The 16,888-nt window shown below is 68.9% G+C and carries 13 protein-coding genes and 1 tRNA gene; 11 read left to right on the top strand and 3 right to left on the bottom strand.

Features of this window, described 5'->3' with window-relative positions; translation table 11 throughout:
- The first annotated feature begins 21 nt into the window (after positions 1-21).
- Positions 22-98: transfer RNA gene (locus RMP06_RS04950), tRNA-Met, on the top strand.
- Positions 99-155: 57 nt separating this feature from the next.
- On the opposite strand, the gene RMP06_RS04945 is transcribed toward RMP06_RS04950, so the two are convergent.
- Positions 156-539 (bottom strand): cupin domain-containing protein, encoded by a 384-nt coding sequence (locus tag RMP06_RS04945; protein WP_310460661.1) that lies wholly within the window; start codon positions 537-539, stop codon positions 156-158.
- Positions 540-641: 102 nt separating this feature from the next.
- Positions 642-2,246, bottom strand: coding sequence for a galactarate dehydratase (gene garD, locus RMP06_RS04940; RefSeq protein ID WP_310460663.1), 1,605 nt, complete (start codon positions 2,244-2,246; stop codon positions 642-644).
- A gap of 132 nt (positions 2,247-2,378) precedes the next feature.
- On the opposite strand from garD, the gene kdgD reads away from it, so the two are divergent.
- From kdgD to RMP06_RS04890, 10 genes are read left to right on the top strand one after another with little or no spacing between them, the layout of a single operon-like run.
- Positions 2,379-3,290, top strand: coding sequence for a 5-dehydro-4-deoxyglucarate dehydratase (gene kdgD, locus RMP06_RS04935; protein ID WP_310460660.1), 912 nt, complete (start codon positions 2,379-2,381; stop codon positions 3,288-3,290).
- 54 nt (positions 3,291-3,344) lie between these two features.
- Positions 3,345-4,307: a Bug family tripartite tricarboxylate transporter substrate binding protein gene (locus tag RMP06_RS04930; protein ID WP_409050099.1), complete on the top strand. Its 963-nt coding sequence runs from the start codon at positions 3,345-3,347 to the stop codon at positions 4,305-4,307.
- 30 nt (positions 4,308-4,337) lie between these two features.
- Positions 4,338-5,690 (top strand): glucarate dehydratase, encoded by a 1,353-nt coding sequence (gudD, locus tag RMP06_RS04925; protein WP_310460659.1) that lies wholly within the window; start codon positions 4,338-4,340, stop codon positions 5,688-5,690.
- Positions 5,691-5,739: 49 nt separating this feature from the next.
- Positions 5,740-7,239, top strand: a complete 1,500-nt coding sequence (locus tag RMP06_RS04920; protein WP_310460658.1) for an aldehyde dehydrogenase (NADP(+)) — start codon at positions 5,740-5,742, stop codon at positions 7,237-7,239.
- 59 nt (positions 7,240-7,298) lie between these two features.
- Positions 7,299-8,093, top strand: coding sequence for an HpcH/HpaI aldolase family protein (locus tag RMP06_RS04915; protein WP_310460657.1), 795 nt, complete (start codon positions 7,299-7,301; stop codon positions 8,091-8,093).
- Between the two features lie 15 nt (positions 8,094-8,108).
- Entirely contained in the window at positions 8,109-9,032 is a 924-nt protein-coding gene (locus RMP06_RS04910; RefSeq protein ID WP_310460656.1) for a 2-hydroxy-3-oxopropionate reductase, read from the top strand.
- Positions 9,033-9,037: 5 nt separating this feature from the next.
- Positions 9,038-10,324 (top strand): glycerate kinase type-2 family protein, encoded by a 1,287-nt coding sequence (locus tag RMP06_RS04905; RefSeq protein ID WP_310460655.1) that lies wholly within the window; start codon positions 9,038-9,040, stop codon positions 10,322-10,324.
- Between the two features lie 38 nt (positions 10,325-10,362).
- Entirely contained in the window at positions 10,363-11,499 is a 1,137-nt protein-coding gene (locus RMP06_RS04900; RefSeq protein ID WP_310460654.1) for an SMP-30/gluconolactonase/LRE family protein, read from the top strand.
- A gap of 4 nt (positions 11,500-11,503) precedes the next feature.
- A complete protein-coding gene (locus RMP06_RS04895) occupies positions 11,504-12,652 on the top strand; it encodes an L-talarate/galactarate dehydratase (RefSeq protein WP_310460653.1) in 1,149 nt (382 codons plus the stop codon).
- 32 nt (positions 12,653-12,684) lie between these two features.
- Complete coding sequence (locus RMP06_RS04890; protein WP_310460652.1) at positions 12,685-13,698, top strand: Bug family tripartite tricarboxylate transporter substrate binding protein; 1,014 nt, start codon at positions 12,685-12,687, stop codon at positions 13,696-13,698.
- Here RMP06_RS04890 and RMP06_RS04885 read toward each other — a convergent pair.
- A complete protein-coding gene (locus RMP06_RS04885) occupies positions 13,685-16,261 on the bottom strand; it encodes an EAL domain-containing protein (protein ID WP_310460651.1) in 2,577 nt (858 codons plus the stop codon). The two genes, RMP06_RS04890 and RMP06_RS04885, sit on opposite strands and share 14 nt — an antisense overlap.
- Positions 16,262-16,888: the final 627 nt, after the last annotated feature.

The raw sequence follows: 16,888 nt of genomic DNA, 5'->3' as shown, positions 1-16,888 counted from the left end.
AATCAGTAGCACAGTTTCTGTCGCGGGGTGGAGCAGTCTGGTAGCTCGTTGGGCTCATAACCCAAAGGTCGTAGGTTCAAATCCTGCCCCCGCAACCAAACGTTCAAAAGCCAACTCATCGAGTTGGCTTTTTGTTTTGGGCGATCGAAAGTTGATCAGTCCCGGACGAACACCGTGACCAGCGGGTCCGAGCCGACCTGCCGGCTCCAATGGCCATGCACGGATGCATCGAATGTGGCGCCGGCTGGCAGCCTGTCGGCCGAATAAAAATGCTCCCCGGGCGAGAACACACGCGATGAGCCGTCCTGCAAGCCGATCTCCATTTGCCCGCCCAGGATGAACACCCACTGCGGGTTCTCCGTGCAGTGGAATTCGCTGCGGAACCCGATCGGACTCTGGCGCAGTTGGTAGCCGCCGCTGGGCATCAGCGGGGACAACAGCGCCGCTGGCTTGCCTTCGCTCAGCGCGATGACCTCGTCACGGAAGCGGGCACGCCCGTCGGTGTCGGTGTAGAGGAGGACCTTGGTGAAGATGGACATGGGAAGGTGGAGGTGTTGGCGCGAGGAGCCGAGCCTAACCGCCATGCGTGGCTCGCGTCCAGCAGGCCGCACCGCGCCGAGATGCCCGGTGTGCTGTCGCCCTCAAGTCACCGGCGCCGGATTGAACAGCACCAGCGCGTTGTGCAGCTTCCAGTGCTCTGCCCAGGTCTTCTTGCCGCTGGCGACAGCGAGCATCAGCCGGAACATCGCCCAGCCCGCTTCCTCGATCGTCTCTTCCCCATCCGCGATGCGGCCGGCGTTCACGTCCATCAGGTCATGCCAGCGGCGCGCCAGGTCCGAGCGGGTCGCCACCTTGATGACCGGGCATTCGGCCAGTCCATACGGCGTGCCGCGCCCGGTGGTGAAGACGTGCAGGTTCATGCCGGCGGCGAGCGTCAGCGTGCCGCAGATGAAGTCGCTGGCCGGTGTCGCCGCGTAGACCAGCCCGCGCTGGTCTGGCCGCAGCTTCTCGCCCGGCGACAGCACGTGCGAGATTGCCGACGAGCCGCTCTTGATGATCGAGCCCATCGCCTTTTCGGTGATGTTGGACAGCCCGCCCGCCTTGTTGCCGGGCGTCGTGTTGGCGGAGCGATCGACGCGCCCGCGGTCCAGATAACGGTCGTACCAGCCGAGTTCGCGCACGATCGCCTCGGCCACTTCGGGGGTGGCGGCGCGGCTGGTGAGCTGGTCCACGCCGTCGCGCACTTCGGTGTTCTCGCTGAACATGACCGTTGCCCCGGCGCGCACCAGCAGGTCGGCGCAGTAGCCCACCGCCGGGTTCGCCGTCACGCCCGAGAACGCATCCGAACCGCCGCACTGCACGCCCACTACCAGCTCGCTGGCCGGGATCGTCTCGCGGCGGCGGGCGTTCAGGCGGGCGAGGTGCGGGGCCGCGCTGGTCACGATGTCGTCGAGCATCGACATGAAGCCGACGTGGTGGTCGTCCTGCAGGCAGATCGTCTCCGGGCCAAGGCCCGCATCGCGTTCGTCGGTGATCGGGAAACTGCCGGGCGGCAAGAGGCGATCCGGCTGCAGCTTCTCGCAGCCCAGGCTCACCACCATCACCTCGCCGCCGAAGTTCGGGTTCAGCGAGATGTTCCTCAGCGTGCGGATCGGGATCACCGCGTCCGGCGCGTCGATCGCCACGCCGCAGCCGTAGCTGTGCTCCAGCCCGATCACGTCGTCCACGTTCGAGTAGCGCGGCAGCAGCTCGGCCTTGATGCGCGCCACCGCTTGTGCGACGACGCCCGCCACGCACTGCACGGTCGTCGGGATCGCCAGGATGTTGCGCGTGCCGACCGAGCCATCCGCGTTGCGGTCGCCCTCGAAGGTGTGGCCGGTCAGCGGCGCGTGGACCGGTGCGGGCACGGTCGCCATCGGCAGCCCTTGCAACTCGCGGGCGGCTGGCATCTGCAGCAGCCGCTCATGCACCCACGACCCCGCCGGGATGTCCTTCAGCGCATAGCCGATCGGCACGTTGTAGCGCCGCACCACACCGCCCTGCACGATGTCCACCAGCGCCACCTTGTGCCCCTGCGGCACCTTGTCGCGCAGCACCAGCCCGGCGCCCGGCACCCCCGGCGGCAGCACCGTCCCGGCGGGCAGCCCTCCGTCGTTGGCGACGATGGCGACGTGGTCGTCGTCGTGCATGCGGATGGTCAGGGGCGGGCGGGGTTGGTTCATCGTCATCTCGGTCCATGGTTCCATGGTCATCGTACAACATTCTTTTGGATAGAACCATTGAAGGACTTGGCTGCAGGGCTTTCCCGTTGGCGAAGGTGTTGTCTAGTTGTATGATGACTAACAACGAATCTGAACATGCCCCAACGGAGCTTTCCCATGACCCCGCAAGAACTCAAGACTGTCCTCGAAGCCGGCCTGCTGTCCTTTCCGCTGACCGACTTCGACGCCGAGCTGAACTTCGAGCCCAAGGGCTATGCAGAGCGCCTGGAGTGGCTGCAGCCCTACGGTGCGTCGGCGCTGTTCGCGGCGGGCGGCACGGGGGAGTTCTTCTCGCTGGAGCCGGGCGAGTACAGCGACGTGATCCGCGTCGCGCTCGACACCTGCCGCAACCGCACGCCGATCCTGGCCGGTGCCGGCGGCGCGACCCGCGTGGCGATCCAGTATGCGCAGGAAGCCGAGCGGCTGGGCGCGCAGGGCATCCTGCTGCTGCCGCACTACCTGACCGAAGCCAGCCAGGAAGGCCTGATCGCCCATGTGCAGGCCGTGTGCCGCAGCGTGAAGTTCGGTGTCGTCGTCTACAACCGCGGCGCCTGCCGCCTGACGCCGCAGAGCCTGCTGGTGCTGGCCGAGACCTGCCCGAACCTGATTGGCTTCAAGGACGGCGTCGGCGACATCGAGAAATTCGTCGCCATCCGCCAGACGCTGGGCGAGCGTTTCGCCTACCTCGGCGGCCTGCCAACGGCGGAATTGTTCGCCGGTGCCTACAAGGCGATGGGCTGCCCGGTGTACTCGTCGGCGGTGTTCAACTTCATCCCGAAGACGGCGATGGACTTCTACAACGCCCACGCCGCCGGCGACACCGCGACCTGCGACCGCCTGATCCGCGAGTTCTTCCTGCCCTACATCGCGCTGCGCAACAAGGGTGAGGGCTATGCCGTGTCGATCGTCAAGGCGGGTGCGGCCATTGCCGGCCACCCGGCCGGCCCGGTGCGTCCGCCGCTGAGCGACCTGAAGGCGCCGGAGGTCGAGGAACTGGCCCGCCTGATGGCGCCGCTCGGTGCGCAGTGACCTGCCCCGCGCCCGCGCCCGTATCACCGACCCTGCCTTGACGAGAGAACGTCCATGCTGAAGAAATTCCTCTCCACCGCGGCCCTTGCCGTGCTGTCCACTGTGGTCCAGGCCGAGACCTGGCCAAACAAGCCGGTCTCGCTCATCGTGCCCTTCCCGCCGGGTGGTTCGTCCGACGCCGTGGCGCGCGCCCTTGGCCCGAAGCTGCAGGAGCGTTTCGGCCAGACCTTTCTGGTGGACAACCGTGCAGGGGCGACCGGCACGATCGGCGCCACGCAGGTCAAGCGCGCCCCGGCCGATGGCTACACCTTTCTGGTGACCTCGCTCGGCCCGCTGGTGATCGCCCCGCACCTGCTCAAGGCGGTGCCCTACGACGCCGGCAAGGACTTCGACTACCTGACCGTGGCCGTGCAGGCGCCCAACGTGCTGGTGGTGCCGGCTTCGTCGGCGCACAAGTCGGTCGCCGATGTGCTCGCCTTCCAGAAGGCCAATCCCGACAAGATGAGCTTCGCGTCATCGGGCAATGGTTCGTCCGACCACCTGACGGCCGAGCTGTTCTGGCTGCAGACGAATACCTCGGGGCTGCACATTCCCTACAAGGGCGGCGGCCCGGCCATTTCCGACTTGCTGGGCGGTCAGGTCGATGCCGGTTTCATGAACATCAACTCGGTGATCCAGCACATCCACGCCGGCAAGCTCAAGGCGCTGGCGATCACCAGCGAGAAACGCTCGCCGCTGCTGCCCAATGTGCCGACGCTGGGCGAGTCCGGGGTCAAGGGCGCCGACGTGCAGTCGTGGCAGGCGGTGGTCGCACCCAAGGGGCTGCCGGCCGACATCCGCACGAAGATGCACGACGCGCTGGTGGCGGCGCTGGCCGATCCGAAGCTGCGCCAGCAGTTCACCTCGCTGGGCTTCGAGATCGTGGCGAGCACGCCCGAGCAGTTCGTGGCCTTCCAGCAGCGTGAAAACGCCCGCTGGAAGCAGTTGATCGAGACCCGCAAGATCACGGCGGATTGACGCACTGACGCACTGACGGACCTCACCACGATGACCACCATCCAGACCCCCGGCCTGTCCGCGCTGCCGCGCATCACGGCGCTGCGCGTCATTCCCGTCGCTGGCCGCGACGGCATGTTGCTGAACCTGAGTGGCGCCCATGCGCCGTTCTTCACCCGCAACCTGCTGGTGCTGACCGATGCGTCGGGCCGCACCGGCGTCGGCGAGGTACCCGGCGGCGAGAAGATCCGCCAGACGCTGGAAGATGCCCGCCCGCTGGTCGTCGGCCAGGCGGTCGGCAACCACCTGCGCGTGCTGCAGCAGGTACAGCAGGCCTTCGCCGACCGCGACGCGGGCGGTCGCGGTCTGCAGACCTTCGACCTGCGCACCACCATCCACGCCGTGACGGCGGTCGAGTCCGCGCTGCTCGACCTGCTCGGCCAGCACCTGGGCCTGCCGGTGTGCGACCTGCTGGGTGAAGGCCGCCAGCGCGATGCGGTCGAGATGCTCGGCTACCTGTTCTTCGTCGGCGACCGCACGAAGACGGAGCTGCCGTACCACAGCGAGCCGTACGCCGACAACGACTGGTTCCGCCTGCGCCACGAGGCAGCGATGACGCCGGACGCCATCGTGCGGCTGGCCGAGGTGACGCGCGAGAAGTACGGCTTCAACGACTTCAAGCTCAAGGGCGGTGTGCTGGCCGGTGATGCCGAAGTCGATGCGGTGACCGCGATCCACGCGCGTTTCCCCGATGCGCGCGTGACGCTCGACCCGAACGGCGGCTGGCTGCTGAAGGACGCGATCCGCCTGGGCCACCGGATGCGCGGCGTCGTCGCGTATGCCGAAGACCCGTGCGGCGCCGAGGGTGGTTTCTCCGGCCGCGAGGTGATGGCCGAGTTCCGCCGTGCCACCGGCCTGCCCACCGCCACCAACATGGTCGCCACCGACTGGCGCCAGTTGAGCCACGCGCTGTCGCTGCAGAGCGTGGACATCCCGCTGGCCGACCCGCATTTCTGGACCATGGCCGGCTCGGTGCGCGTGGCGCAGACCTGCCGCGACTGGGGCCTGACCTGGGGCTCGCACTCGAACAACCACTTCGACATCTCGCTGGCGATGTTCACGCACGTCGGCGCGGCGGCCCCGGGCAAAGTCACCGCCATCGACACGCACTGGATCTGGCAGGACGGCCAGCGCCTGACGAAAGAGCCGCTGCAGATCGTCGGCGGGCATGTGCAGGTGCCAGACAAGCCGGGCCTGGGCGTCGAGCTGGACATGGTCGAGGTGGAGAAGGCGCATCAGCTCTATCTGCAGCACGGCCTGGGTTCACGCGACGACGCGATGGCGATGCAGTCCATGATCCCGGGCTGGTCCTTCGATCCGAAGCGGCCGTGCATGGTGCGCTGAGCACCACCGCCTTCTGAACCCTGAATCTGATCCGATTTGAAAGCCTGCCATGACGACGATGCTCTCCTCCTTCAATGCCCGGACTGGCGAGGTGCTGGAACAGCTGCCCTCCAGCACACCCGCGGCCGTCGATGCGGCTTGTGACGCGGCTGCCGCAGCGTTTCCGTTGTGGCAGGGCGCTGCCGGACTGGAGCGCGCTGCGCTGCTGCGGGCGCTGGCCATTGCGCTCGAATCCGACCGCGCTGAACTCGTTGCACTGGCCGACCGCGAAACCGCCCTCGGCCCCGTGCGCCTGAACGGCGAACTCGACCGCACGGCGTTCCAGCTCCGCCGCTTCGCTGACCTCGCCGAGCGCGGCGAGCCGTTTGCCTTCACCGATGACCCGGCTGTGGCGGGTGCGCCGCCGGCCGGCCATCCGGCGATGCAACGCTGGTCGGTGCCGCTCGGCCCGGTGGCGATGTTCTCGGCGTCGAACTTCCCGTTTGCGTTCTCGGTGCTCGGCGGCGACACGGCGTCGGCGCTCGCGGCTGGCTGCCCGGTCGTCGTCAAGGCGCATTCGGGCCACCTGCTGCTGTCGATGCGGGTGTTCGGGCTGATCCAGGGTGTGCTTGCGGCGCTGCACCTGCCGGCCGGCCTGATCGGGCTGGTGCAGGGCGGCGGGCGCGACATCGGTGTGCGGCTGATCCGCCATCCAGCCATCGCAGCGGGTGCCTTCACGGGTTCGACGCAAGGCGGCGCGGCGCTGGCTGCCGAGGCGGCAGCGCGTCCGCGGCCGGTCCCGTTCTTCGGTGAACTCGGTTCGACCAACCCGGTCATCGCATTGCCCGCCAAGCTCGCCAGCGACGGCGCTGCGCTGGCCACGACGCTGGCCGGTTCGATCACGCTCGGCTGCGGCCAGTTCTGCACCAACCCCGGTGTCATCGTGCTGATCGACGAGCCGCAATCCGGGCTGGACGCGCAGGCGGTCAACGACGGTTTCGTCGCGCAACTGGCCGAGGCACTGCGCCCGCAGCAGCCGCACGCGATGCTGACCACGGCGATGCGAGGCGCTTTCGAGGCCGGCATCGCGCATTGGGCGCAGGCCGGCGCGGACATGCTGGTGCAGGAAACCGCCGCGGCCGGTCAACCACCGCGCCCGGTGCTGGCCCAGGTGTCGGCGGCGGACTTCATCGCCCGCACCGCGCTGCGCGAAGAGGTCTTCGGCCCGAGCAGTCTGGTTGTGCGTGCGGCGAATCTCGCGCAGGCATTGCAGGTGCTGCAGGCCGTCGGCGGCAGCCTGACCGTGACGCTGTGGGGCCTGGATGCGGACACCGACCAGACCCGTGCGCTGGTGCGCGGCGCGATGGCGATCGCCGGCCGCGTGCTGTTCGCGGGCGTGCCGACCGGCGTGGCCGTCACCGCTGCCCAGCAGCACGGCGGCCCGTGGCCCAGCAGCTCCCGCCCGGAAAGCACCTCCGTCGGCGACGCGGCGATGGCGCGTTTCCTGCGGCCGGTGTGCCTGCAGGATGCGCCGAGCTGGCTGGCCGAGCGCGCAGGCCGGCCGGTCTGAACCGACACGGTTTCACCCCGCCGGATCCGCCGGACCCCTGGACCCCACTGGAGAACGCCATGCGAGACAACAAGTTGCGTCAGATCTGGAAGGCCGGCGGCGCCGCGGTCAACGGCTGGCTGGCCATTCCGGACAGCTTCTCGGCCGAGGTCATGGCCCACCAGGGCTGGGACACGCTGACCATCGACCTGCAGCACGGGGTCGTGGACTACCAGCGCATGGTCACGATGCTGCAGGCGATCTCGACCACCGAGACCGTGCCCGTCGTGCGGGTGCCGTGGCTGGAGCCGGGCATCCTGATGAAGACGCTGGACGCGGGCGCCTACGGCGTCATCTGCCCGATGGTCAACACGCGGGAAGACGCGCAGAAGCTGGTCGCCTGGACCCACTACGCGCCCCGCGGCACCCGCAGCTTCGGCCCAGTGCGGGCGCTGCTCTACGGCGGTGCCGACTACCCGCAGCACGCCAACGACACCATCGTCACCTTCGCGATGATCGAGACGGCCCAGGCGCTCGACAACCTGGACGACATCCTCAGCGTCGAGGGGCTGGACGCGATCTACATCGGCCCGTCCGACCTGTCGCTGGCGCTGGGCTGCACGCCCGTGTTCGACGACCTCGACCCGAAGGCGGCCGAGGCGGTGGACCACATCCTCGCCCGCGCCAAGGCCCACGGCGTCGTCGCCGGCATCCACAACGGCACGCCTGAATCGGCGCTGAAGCGCATCGCCAAGGGCTTCCAGTTCGTCACCGTCAGCTCGGACGCCCGGCTGATGGCGGCCGGCGCGCAGCAGGTGAGGCGCACGATGCGCGCCAGCGCCGCCCCCGCTCCCGCCGCCTCCAGCGGCTACTGAACCCAGGACTTTCCCATGAACATCGGATTCATCGGCCTCGGCATCATGGGCACGCCCATGGCGCTGCACCTCGCTGCGGCCGGCCACGACCTCTTCGTCCACACCCGCAGCGCGCTGCCTGCGGCGATCGCTGCCACGTCGGCCACGGCCTGCGCAAACGCCGCTGAAGTGGCCCGCCAGGCGGATGTCGTCTTCACGATGGTGCCGGACACGCCCGATGTCGACGCCGTGCTGTTCGGCGCGAACGGCATCGCGGCGGGTCTGCAGGCCGGCGGCGCCCAGGCGGCGGATGGCACGCGCAAGGTCGTCGTGGACATGAGTTCCATCTCGCCGATGGCCACCAAGGTCTTCGCGCAGAAGATCAACGCACTCGGCGCCGACTACCTCGACGCGCCCGTCTCGGGCGGCGAGGTCGGCGCGAAGGCGGCGTCGCTGACGATCATGTGCGGTGGCGACGAGGCGGTGTTCGCCCGCGTGCAGCCGCTGCTGGCGCTGATGGGCAAGAACATCACCCTCGTCGGCGGCAACGGCGACGGCCAGACCACCAAGGTCGCCAACCAGATCATCGTCGCGCTGAACATCGCCGCCGTCGGTGAGGCGTTGCTGTTCGCGAGCAAGGCGGGCGCTGATCCGGCCAAGGTGCGCCAGGCGCTGATGGGCGGCTTCGCGTCGAGCCGCATCCTGGAGGTGCATGGCGAGCGGATGATCAAGCGGACCTTCAACCCCGGCTTCCGCATCAAGCTGCACCAGAAGGATCTGAACCTCGCGCTGGCCGGCGCCCGTGAACTCGGTGTCAGCCTGCCGCAGACCGCCGGCGCCGCGCAGCTCATGCAGGCGTGTGCCGCCAACGGCATGGCCGAGCTGGACCACTCGGCGCTGGTGAAGGCGCTGGAGCTGATGGCCGGCCACACCGTGAGCCCCGACACCGCGCAGGGCTGAGCGCCATGACGCCCGATCGCCAGCCGCTGCTGCGCCGGATGTTCGACGCCGCGGTTGCCGCCGCGCAGCCGGCGCTGTGCCTGTCCGCGCACCTGCCGCCGCCGCCCAAGGGCCGCACGGTCGTCATCGGCGCCGGCAAGGCGTCCGCCGCGATGGCGCGGGCGTTCGAGGACCACTGGCCCGGCCCGGTCGATCGCCTCGACGGGCTGGTGATCACGCGCTACGGCTATGACGTGCCGTGTCGCCACATCGAGATCGTGCAGGCTGCGCACCCGGTGCCGGACGCCGCCGGGCTGGCGGCTGCCGAGCGCGTGCGGGTGCTGGTCAGCGACCTGACGGCGGACGATCTGGTCGTCGCGCTGATTTCGGGCGGGGGCTCGTCGCTGCTGGTCGCGCCGGGCGAGGGCCTGACGCTGGCCGACAAGCAGGCGGTCAATGCCGCCTTGCTGCGCAGCGGCGCCAGCATCGGCGAGATGAACTGCGTGCGGCGGCACCTCTCGGCGCTCAAGGGCGGGCGGCTCGCGGCGCTGTGCCACCCGGCCAGAGTCGTGACGCTGCTGATCTCCGACGTGCCGGGCGACGACCCGATCGACATCGCCTCCGGCCCGACCGTGGCCGACCCGACGACCTGCGCCGATGCGCTGGCGATCGTGGCGCGCTACGGCATCGCGCTGCCGCCGGCCGTGCGGGCGCTGCTGGAGAGCGGGCAGGGCGAGTCGGTCAAGCCCGGCGACGCCCGGTTGGCCGGCATCGAGACCCGGACCATCACCGCGCCGCAAATGGCGCTCGAAGCCGCCGCGCAGGTCGCCCGCGACGCCGGCCTGACGCCGCACATCCTCGGCGACAGCCTCGAAGGCGAAGCGCGGGACGTGGGCAAGGCGCTGGCCGGCATCGCCCGGCAGGTGGCCCTGCACGGCCAGCCGTTCACGCCGCCGTGCGTGCTGCTGTCGGGCGGCGAGACGACGGTGACGATCCGCGGCGACGGGCGGGGCGGGCGCAACGTCGAGTTCCTGCTGGCGCTGGGCGTGGCGCTCGACGGGCTGCCGGGGGTTCACGCCATGGCTGGCGACACCGACGGCGTGGAAGAAATCGCCGGCGCCTGCCTCTCCCCCGACACGCTGGCCCGCGCCTGGGCGCTGGGCCTCAACCCGCGCACCAGCCTAGACCGCAACGACGGCCACGGCTTCTTCCAGGCGCTCGGCGACGCGGTCATCACCGGCCCGACGCTGACCAACGTGAACGACTTCCGGGCCATCGTCATCGACGGCCTGGTCCCGCAGAGCGGCCGGTAGCCGCCTTCCTTCCCGCGTTCCACAACAGGAGACAAGCCATGCAAGACGACAACACCCGCGACAACCTCAGTGATCCCACGGCCCGCCGCGGCTTCCTCAAGGCGGCTGCCGCCACCGGTCTGGCCACGGTCGGCGGCTCGGCCCTGGCGCAGGCCATCGGCTTCACCCCCTACGCCCGCTACCCCGACCCGGCGGTGCAGATCCTCGACCCGAGCTTTGCCAAGTACCGCATCTACAGCAGCACGGTCGAGCAAGTCGCCACCGGCATGCGCTGGGCGGAGGGGCCGGTCTACTTCCCCGGCGAGTCGGGCGCACCCGGCTACCTGCTGTTCAGCGACATTCCGAACAACCGGATCATGAAATACAGCGAGAAGGACGGCAGCCTGTCCGTCTTCCGCAGCCCTGCCAACTGGGCCAACGGCAACACCCGCGACCGCCAGGGCCGCCTCGTCACCTGCGAGCACTCGGTGACGCGCCGCGTGACCCGCACCGAGAAGGACGGCAAGATCACCGTGCTGGCCGACAGCTTCGAGGGCAAGAAACTCAACGCGCCGAACGACATCGTGGTGAAGTCCGACGACAGCCTCTGGTTCTCCGACCCGCTGTTCGGCATCAACGGCGAATGGGAAGGCTTCAAGGCCAAGCCCGAGCAGGCCACGACCAACGTCTACCGCATCGCCCCGGACGGCAAGATGACCGCTGTCATCACCGACCTCGTCAACCCCAACGGCCTGGCCTTCTCGCCCGACGAAAAGAAGCTCTACGTGATCGAGTGGAAGGGCACGCCCAACCGCAGCATCTGGAGCTACGACGTGGGTGCCGATGGTGTGTCGCTGTCGAACAAGACCAAGCTGATCGACGCCGCCGACCAAGGTGCGCTCGACGGTTTCCGGGTGGACCGCGACGGCAACCTGTGGTGCGGCTGGGGCAGCAACGGCGCGCTGCAACCCGAACCGACCGACGTGGGTGGCAAGAAGGTCTACCAGCTCAAGGGCAAGTCCGAAGACCTGGACGGCGTGATGGTGTTCAACCCGCAGGGCAAGGCCATCGCCCACATCCGCCTGCCCGAACGCTGCGCCAACCTGACCTTCGGCGGCCCGAAGAACAACCGCCTGTACATGACGAGCTGCCACTCGGTGTATGCGCTCTACGTCGAGGCGCACGGCGCCGTCTGAACCCATGACCACGCTGCTTCCCATTGCCGACGACCGCATCACCTGGGTGCGCGTCTCCTCGTGTTACCTGCCGCTGGCCACGCCGATCAGCGACGCCAAGGTGCTGACCGGCCGCCAGAAGCCGATGACCGAGATCGCGATGCTCTTCGCCGAGATCGAGACCACCGGCGGCCACCAGGGGCTGGGCTTCAGCTACGCCAAGCGGGCCGGCGGCCCCGGCCAGTTCGCGCACGCCTGCGAAGTCGCTCCGGCGCTGATCGGCGAAGACCCGAGCGACATCGCCCGGCTGTGGGACAAGCTGTGCTGGGCCGGTGCCTCGGTCGGGCGCAGCGGCATGGCGACGCAGGCGATCGGCGCGTTCGACGTGGCGCTGTGGGATCTGAAGGCGCGCCGTGCCGGGCTGTCGCTGGCCAAGCTGCTGGGCGCGCACCGGGAGTCGGTCCGCTGCTACAACACCTCGGGCGGTTTCCTGCACACGCCGCTCGACCAGTTGCTGGTGAACGCTTCGGCCTCGATCGAGCGTGGCATCGGTGGCATCAAGCTCAAGGTCGGCCAGCCCGACTGCGCGCTGGATGTGCAGCGGGTCTCGGCCGTGCGCCGGCACCTGGGCGACGGCGTGGCGCTGATGGTGGACGCCAACCAGCAGTGGGACCGCCCGACCGCGCAGCGCATGTGCCGCCTGTTCGAGCCGTACCACCTGGTCTGGATCGAGGAGCCGCTCGACGCCTACGACCACGAAGGCCACGCGGCGCTGGCGGCCCAGTTCGACACGCCGATCGCCACCGGCGAGATGCTCACCAGCGCCGCCGAGCACGGCGACCTGATCCGCCACCGCGCCGCCGACTACCTGATGCCCGACGCGCCGCGGGTCGGCGGCATCACGCCGTTCCTGAAGATCGCCGCCCTGGCCGACCACGCCGGACTGATGCTGGCGCCGCACTTCGCCATGGAGCTGCACGTCCACCTCGCAGCGGCCTACCCGCGCGAACCGTGGGTGGAGCATTTCGAGTGGCTGGAGCCGCTGTTCAACGAACGCATCGAGATCCGGGACGGCCGGATGCTGGTGCCCAGGCGTCCTGGGCTCGGTCTGAGCCTGAGTGCGCAGAGCCGGGCCTGGACCCGCGAAGTCCGTGAAATCGGCGTGCGCGCCTGACCCTGTTTTTCCCCTGTACCGGAGACAAGACCATGAAGACGATCCGTCGAACCCTGCTCGCCGCCGCTGTGAGCACCCTGGCCCTGCTGGCGCTGCCCGCGCTGGCGCAGTCCACCGACTACCCGACCAAGCCGGTCAAGATCATCAGCCCCTTCCCCGCGGGCGGCACCAGCGACATCCTGGCCCGCCTGGTGGCCGAGGCGCTGAGCCGGGAACTCGGCCAGCAGTTCATCGTGGACAACATCGGCGGCGCCGGTGGCACCATCGGCACGCTGCGTGGCGCCAAGGCCACCCCGGACGGCTACACCCTGATGCAGTCGGGCGTCGGCCAGAACGCGGTGGCGCATGGGTTGAATCCCGCGCTGGGCTATGACTCGATGCGCGATTTCATCCACCTCGGGCAGGTCAACTCCGGTCCGAACGTGCTGGTGGTCAACGCCGATGCGCCGTACAAGACCTTCAAGGAGCTGGTCGAGTACATCCGCAAGAACCCCGGCAAGCTGAACTACGGCTACACGCACGCGGCGTCGGGCCACATGGCGATGGAGCTGCTCAAGCAGGAAGCCAGCAAGTGCCCGCCCGGCGCCAAGAACTGCAACGGCTTCTTCGTGGTCGGCATTCCCTACCGCGGCGGCGGCCCGATGATGCAAGACCTGCTGGGCGGCCAGATCCCGATGATGTTCATCAACCAGGACGTGGCGCTGCCGCACGTCAAGTCCGGCAAGCTGCGTCCGCTGGCCGTCAGCAGCCAGCAGCGCAATCCGCTGTACCCGGATGTGCCGACGGTGGCCGAGAGCGGCTTCCCCGGCTTCCAGGCGCTGTCGTGGTCCGGACTGTCCGCCATCAAGGGCACGCCGCAGCCGATCGTGGACAAGCTGGAGGCGGCGATGAAGAAGGTGATGACCTCGCCGGAGATCAAGCAACGGCTGGAGTCCACGGGCTTCGTCGTGCCGCAGCCGGGTGCCAAGCCCTACACCGACTTCGTGAAGAGCGAGATCGACTTGTGGGCCAAGGTGATCAAGACGGCCGGCATCAAGCCGGAGTGAGGGGCCGCGTGCGGACCCGGGCTGGTGTCTGCGTCTGCTGCAGCCAGTCCAGCAGTGCGTCCGCCGGCATCGGTCGCGCGATCGCGTAGCCCTGGACCACGTCACAACCCAGGGCGGTCAGCCACGGCAGCATCTCCAGCGACTCCACGCCCTCGGCCACCGTGCCCATCTCCAGCGTGCGGGCGATGCGGACCACGGCGGCGGCGAGCGAGCGATCGGCCGCCTCGGCGGTGGTCAGCGCCGTGACGAAGGACCGGTCGATCTTGAGGCGATCGATGGGAAAGCGTTGCAGGTAGGACAGGCTCGAATAGCCGGTGCCGAAGTCATCGATCGCCAGCCGCACGCCCAGCGCGCGCAACCGCTGCAGCGTCGGCAGCACCGTGGCTTCGCCATCGATCAGCGCCGACTCGGTCAGCTCCAGTTCCAGCCGCTGCGGGGCCAGCCCTGACGTGTTCAGCGCGTGCACCACGTCCTGCAGCAGGCGACCCGAACGCAGTTGCACCGCCGAGACGTTGACCGCCACCGACTGCCCGTCCGGCCAGGTGGTCGCTTGCCGACACGCCTGCTCCAGCACCCACGCCCCGATCGGCACGATCAGGCCGCTGTCCTCGGCCACGGGGATGAAGACATCGGGCGAGGTCAGTCCCACGGTGGGGCGCTCCCAGCGCAACAGGGCCTCGAATGCGACGGTGCGCCCGCTCCGCAGGTCGTTCTGCGGCTGGAACGCGAGCGAGAACTCGCCGCGCCCGAGCGCCTCGTGCAGCGCCTGCCGCAGCCGCACCTGCTCGACGAAGCGCAGGTTCATCAGGGAATCGAACAGCCGCACGCTGTGTTCGCCCGCCCGCTTGGCCTCGTAGAGCGCCATGTCGGCGTGGCGCATCAGCGATTCGGCGTCGCGCCCGTGCATCGGCCCCAGCGCCACACCCACCGAGCAGCCGGCGCGGACCTGCACGCCGTCGAGGTCGAAGGGCTGTGCCATCGCGTCGCGCAGGGCCCGGGCATGGCGCAGCGCCTGCTCGGGTGAGCGCATGTCCGGCAGGATGGCCATGAACTCGTCGCCCGAGAGCCGGCAGGCCGTGCCGTGGTGGCCGAGGCCGTCGGTCATGCGCTGCGCCACGCTGCGCAGCAGGCGGTCGCCCTGCGCGTGGCCGTGGGTGTCGTTGATCTGCTTGAAGCGGTCGAGGTCCAGGTAGAGCACCCCGACCAGCCGGGTGGACCCCGTCCAGCGGCTCCAGTCGGTGCGCCGCGTGTCGAGGGCCTGTTGCAACTGTTCACGGGCCAGCAGCCGGTTGGGCAGGGCGGTGAGGGCGTCGTGGAAGGCCAGGTGTTCCATGCGGCGGCGCTGTTCCTCGGCCGCCCGGCGCCTGACCCCCTGGTACACCAGGATGACACCGATCACCGACAGCAGGTCCAGCCGCACATGCGACCAGAGCGCCAGTTGCCACGCCGGCAGTGCGCCCCCGCGCGCCAGGTACACATAAGCGGCCATCGACGCGCAGCACAGCGACAGCGTCCAGCGCAGCCGCCGCATCTCCACGTCCTCGCGGCGCAGCGGGATGCGCCATGCCGCGAAGGGCCAGAGGGCGACACTCGCGATGCCGAGCGCGCTGACAGCCCGCCGTGACCACAGGTGGTCCTCGACGAACAGCGTCGTCAGGGCCGCCAGCAGCGACAGCACGCAGCACGCGTGCATCAGCCACGACAGCAGATCCCGCTGACGCAGGCCGAGCAGGAACCGCGACGCCAGCATGAAACCCGAGTACCCCAGTGCCCCGAACACCGAGAACAGCGGGATCTGCCAGGCCACCAGCGCCGGCCACAGGTAGAACAGCCACTGCCCGCGGAATGTGGTCTCGAACCCCACGGCCACCAGCAGCCAGCCGCCCATCAGGATCAGGCCCTGGTCCCGGGACGCCACCAGCAGCGCGAGCAGCATCGCCACGCAGGCCACCAGCATCCCTTGGGACAGCAGCGTCATGGTCTGGTGGCGCTGGTAGGCATCGGGCGCCCAAGCCTGCACGAAGGTGGTCGGCACGGTCAGATCCTGGGCCCGGATCAGCACCCGCACGGTCTGCCCCGGCGCCAGTGTCACGGGGAACACCGACTCGACATGGCCGTTCCAGTCCGGTGACGGCAGCGCCATCCGGCCCGCCGAGGCCCGGCTGAGCACTGTGCGGGTGGCATCGTCGCGCAGCACCAGCAGCTCGATCTGCTCGATGCGCCACGGCGTCACGACCAGCCAGCGGGTCAGCGGGGTGTCACTGCCGTTGGTGATGCGCCCGGTGAGCCAGACCGCCGAGCGCATCCACGAGCCGTTGCGGTGTTCGACCGTGGCGGTCTGCCAGCCGGGGCGCTTCAGCACGTCTGGGGCGGGGGATACCGAGGCGATCGGTTCGCGCAGCGCCTGCATCGCCTCGATCAGGTCGATCGACGCACTGTCGGCGGCGATGTCCACGGCGGTGTCGTCGGTCGCAGAGGCCTGCGCCGGCCCGCCAGGCGCCAAGGCCAGCGCGATCAACAAGACCGGCACCCAGTGCCGCAGCCATCGGAGGAGGTTGAGCATCATTGCGGAAGCTGCCGGGCCGGAAAACCGGGCCGCGGGCGATGAAGCAGCCGAACGATTTTGCGCGATCAGGGGTTCAAACGATGGTCTGTCTTGTCAGAATCATCACGCTTTGGGGCTACCTTGCGCCCTCAGCGTGCCGTTCACGTCTCGATTGACGGTGCGCGGGACTGGCCCATCTCGTCATGCCCGCGAAGGCCGGCCGATGCTGACCAGCCGGTTCCGTAGACGAAAAAACAGGTAGTCGCTATGCTGCCCTTGATGGCATGAACGTGAAACCCTGCGGCAGGGTTTGCGGGTGTCGTTCAGGGGGATGAAACCATGCGGGCGATCGGAAAAATTGATGTGCAACAGGCACTTGGTGTGCCTCTGACACAAGGTGAAACCCTGCAAGCGCCTTGTTGTGCTGACAGGGTGTGACGTTCATATTATGTTAGACCGCAAACCACTTCTTTCGATGCGCCGCTTCCTTCAACTCCTACTCACCGCGGCTTTGTTGCATAACCCAGCCGAGGCTGAGTTTCCCCTGACCCCAGACGGAGTTACGCCACAGCCCGCGTCACCGGGGTGCCCAAGTGGGTGAAGCGGTTGAGCACTGCGGCCCGCACCTGCAACTCCACCACCTGC

Source organism: Sphaerotilus sp. (assembly GCF_031429695.1).
In the GTDB taxonomy this organism is placed as follows: domain Bacteria; phylum Pseudomonadota; class Gammaproteobacteria; order Burkholderiales; family Burkholderiaceae_C; genus Sphaerotilus.
Note: the sequence above shows the minus strand (reverse complement) of the source record. Positions and strands in the feature narration are given on the sequence as shown.